Annotated in this window: 9 tRNA genes and 3 rRNA genes (2 of these 12 running past the window's edge); all 12 read right to left on the bottom strand. The window is 51.9% G+C overall.

What is annotated here, in order from left to right:
- A 16S ribosomal RNA gene (locus tag M1D67_RS00560) occupies nucleotides 1–1,313 on the bottom strand (it extends 236 nt beyond the left edge of the window).
- Between the two features lie 154 nt (nucleotides 1,314–1,467).
- Nucleotides 1,468–1,543, bottom strand: a tRNA-Ala gene (locus M1D67_RS00555).
- Between the two features lie 6 nt (nucleotides 1,544–1,549).
- Nucleotides 1,550–1,626: transfer RNA gene (locus M1D67_RS00550), tRNA-Pro, on the bottom strand.
- Nucleotides 1,627–1,636: 10 nt separating this feature from the next.
- Nucleotides 1,637–1,713, bottom strand: a tRNA-Arg gene (locus M1D67_RS00545).
- A 9-nt stretch (nucleotides 1,714–1,722) separates the two neighbouring features.
- Nucleotides 1,723–1,808: transfer RNA gene (locus M1D67_RS00540), tRNA-Leu, on the bottom strand.
- Nucleotides 1,809–1,817: 9 nt separating this feature from the next.
- Nucleotides 1,818–1,892 (bottom strand) — tRNA-Gly (locus M1D67_RS00535).
- Between the two features lie 15 nt (nucleotides 1,893–1,907).
- Nucleotides 1,908–1,990 (bottom strand) — tRNA-Leu (locus M1D67_RS00530).
- A 6-nt stretch (nucleotides 1,991–1,996) separates the two neighbouring features.
- Nucleotides 1,997–2,072 (bottom strand) — tRNA-Lys (locus M1D67_RS00525).
- A 35-nt stretch (nucleotides 2,073–2,107) separates the two neighbouring features.
- A tRNA-Thr gene (locus M1D67_RS00520) sits at nucleotides 2,108–2,183 on the bottom strand.
- Nucleotides 2,184–2,204: 21 nt separating this feature from the next.
- A tRNA-Val gene (locus tag M1D67_RS00515) sits at nucleotides 2,205–2,280 on the bottom strand.
- A 20-nt stretch (nucleotides 2,281–2,300) separates the two neighbouring features.
- A 5S ribosomal RNA gene (rrf, locus tag M1D67_RS00510) occupies nucleotides 2,301–2,416 on the bottom strand.
- A gap of 60 nt (nucleotides 2,417–2,476) precedes the next feature.
- Nucleotides 2,477–2,500: ribosomal RNA gene (locus M1D67_RS00505) — 23S ribosomal RNA — on the bottom strand (it continues 2,906 nt past the right edge of the window).

The raw sequence follows: 2,500 nt of genomic DNA, 5'->3' as shown, positions 1-2,500 counted from the left end.
TCCGAACTGAGAACAGATTTGTGGGATTGGCTTAGCCTCGCGGCTTCGCTGCCCTTTGTTCTGCCCATTGTAGCACGTGTGTAGCCCAGGTCATAAGGGGCATGATGATTTGACGTCATCCCCACCTTCCTCCGGTTTGTCACCGGCAGTCACCTTAGAGTGCCCAACTGAATGCTGGCAACTAAGATCAAGGGTTGCGCTCGTTGCGGGACTTAACCCAACATCTCACGACACGAGCTGACGACAACCATGCACCACCTGTCACTCTGCCCCCGAAGGGGAAGCCCTATCTCTAGGGTTGTCAGAGGATGTCAAGACCTGGTAAGGTTCTTCGCGTTGCTTCGAATTAAACCACATGCTCCACCGCTTGTGCGGGCCCCCGTCAATTCCTTTGAGTTTCAGTCTTGCGACCGTACTCCCCAGGCGGAGTGCTTAATGCGTTTGCTGCAGCACTAAAGGGCGGAAACCCTCTAACACTTAGCACTCATCGTTTACGGCGTGGACTACCAGGGTATCTAATCCTGTTCGCTCCCCACGCTTTCGCGCCTCAGCGTCAGTTACAGACCAGAGAGTCGCCTTCGCCACTGGTGTTCCTCCACATCTCTACGCATTTCACCGCTACACGTGGAATTCCACTCTCCTCTTCTGCACTCAAGTTCCCCAGTTTCCAATGACCCTCCCCGGTTGAGCCGGGGGCTTTCACATCAGACTTAAGAAACCGCCTGCGCGCGCTTTACGCCCAATAATTCCGGACAACGCTTGCCACCTACGTATTACCGCGGCTGCTGGCACGTAGTTAGCCGTGGCTTTCTGGTTAGGTACCGTCAAGGTACCGCCCTATTCGAACGGTACTTGTTCTTCCCTAACAACAGAGTTTTACGATCCGAAAACCTTCATCACTCACGCGGCGTTGCTCCGTCAGACTTTCGTCCATTGCGGAAGATTCCCTACTGCTGCCTCCCGTAGGAGTCTGGGCCGTGTCTCAGTCCCAGTGTGGCCGATCACCCTCTCAGGTCGGCTACGCATCGTCGCCTTGGTGAGCCGTTACCTCACCAACTAGCTAATGCGCCGCGGGTCCATCTGTAAGTGGTAGCCGAAGCCACCTTTTATAATTGAACCATGCGGTTCAATCAAGCATCCGGTATTAGCCCCGGTTTCCCGGAGTTATCCCAGTCTTACAGGCAGGTTACCCACGTGTTACTCACCCGTCCGCCGCTGACATCAGGGAGCAAGCTCCCATCTGTCCGCTCGACTTGCATGTATTAGGCACGCCGCCAGCGTTCGTCCTGAGCCAGGATCAAACTCTCCATGAAGTTTGATAATGACTACGCACATTCGCATGTGCGATTTATTTAATGAATTAACAGGTACGTTTTGTCTTGTTTAGTTTTCAAAGATCATTATTAAAGCAACTCTATTATTATATCTCTTTTAAGATAAATAGTCAAGTGCTTTTTTGAAAATAAATGGTGGAGCCTAGCGGGATCGAACCGCTGACCTCCTGCGTGCAAAGCAGGCGCTCTCCCAGCTGAGCTAAGGCCCCAAAGAATGGTCGGGAAGACAGGATTCGAACCTGCGACCCCATGGTCCCAAACCATGTGCTCTACCAAGCTGAGCTACTTCCCGTTACACATAATGGCGCGCCCGAGAGGAGTCGAACCCCTAACCTTTTGATCCGTAGTCAAACGCTCTATCCAATTGAGCTACGGGCGCATATGTCAATGCCGAGGGCCGGACTTGAACCGGCACGGTAGTCACCTACCGCAGGATTTTAAGTCCTGTGTGTCTGCCAATTCCACCACCCCGGCGTGGATGGTTGGAGCGGAAGACGGGATTCGAACCCGCGACCCCCACCTTGGCAAGGTGGTGTTCTACCACTGAACTACTTCCGCAAATCTTTTTTATAATGCGGGTGAAGGGACTCGAACCCCCACGCCGTAAAGACACTAGATCCTAAGTCTAGCGCGTCTGCCAATTCCGCCACACCCGCATAAAATGGTGAGCCATGAAGGACTCGAACCTTCGACCCTCTGATTAAAAGTCAGATGCTCTACCAACTGAGCTAATGGCTCTTTAAAAGAGACTTAAATATTATATCATAAAAAAGTGGTGCCGGCAAGAGGACTTGAACCCCCAACCTACTGATTACAAGTCAGTTGCTCTACCAATTGAGCTACACCGGCTTAATCAACAAAATATTATAATGGTGGAGGATGACGGGATCGAACCGCCGACCCTCTGCTTGTAAGGCAGATGCTCTCCCAGCTGAGCTAATCCTCCGTTTGCACTTGCGTGCAACAGCTTGGCGGCGTCCTACTCTCACAGGGGGAATCCCCCAACTACCATCGGCGCTGAAGAGCTTAACTTCCGTGTTCGGCAAGGGAACGGGTGTGACCTCTTCGCTATCGCCACCAAACTATGTATGAGAGGTGTTCTCTCAAAACTAGATAACGGTCAGACAATTCACAAAAGTATTTAGGTTAAGTCCTCGATCGATTAG

Source organism: Bacillus sp. PK6-025 (assembly GCF_056530265.1).
This window is presented reverse-complemented; position numbering and strand designations above follow the sequence as displayed.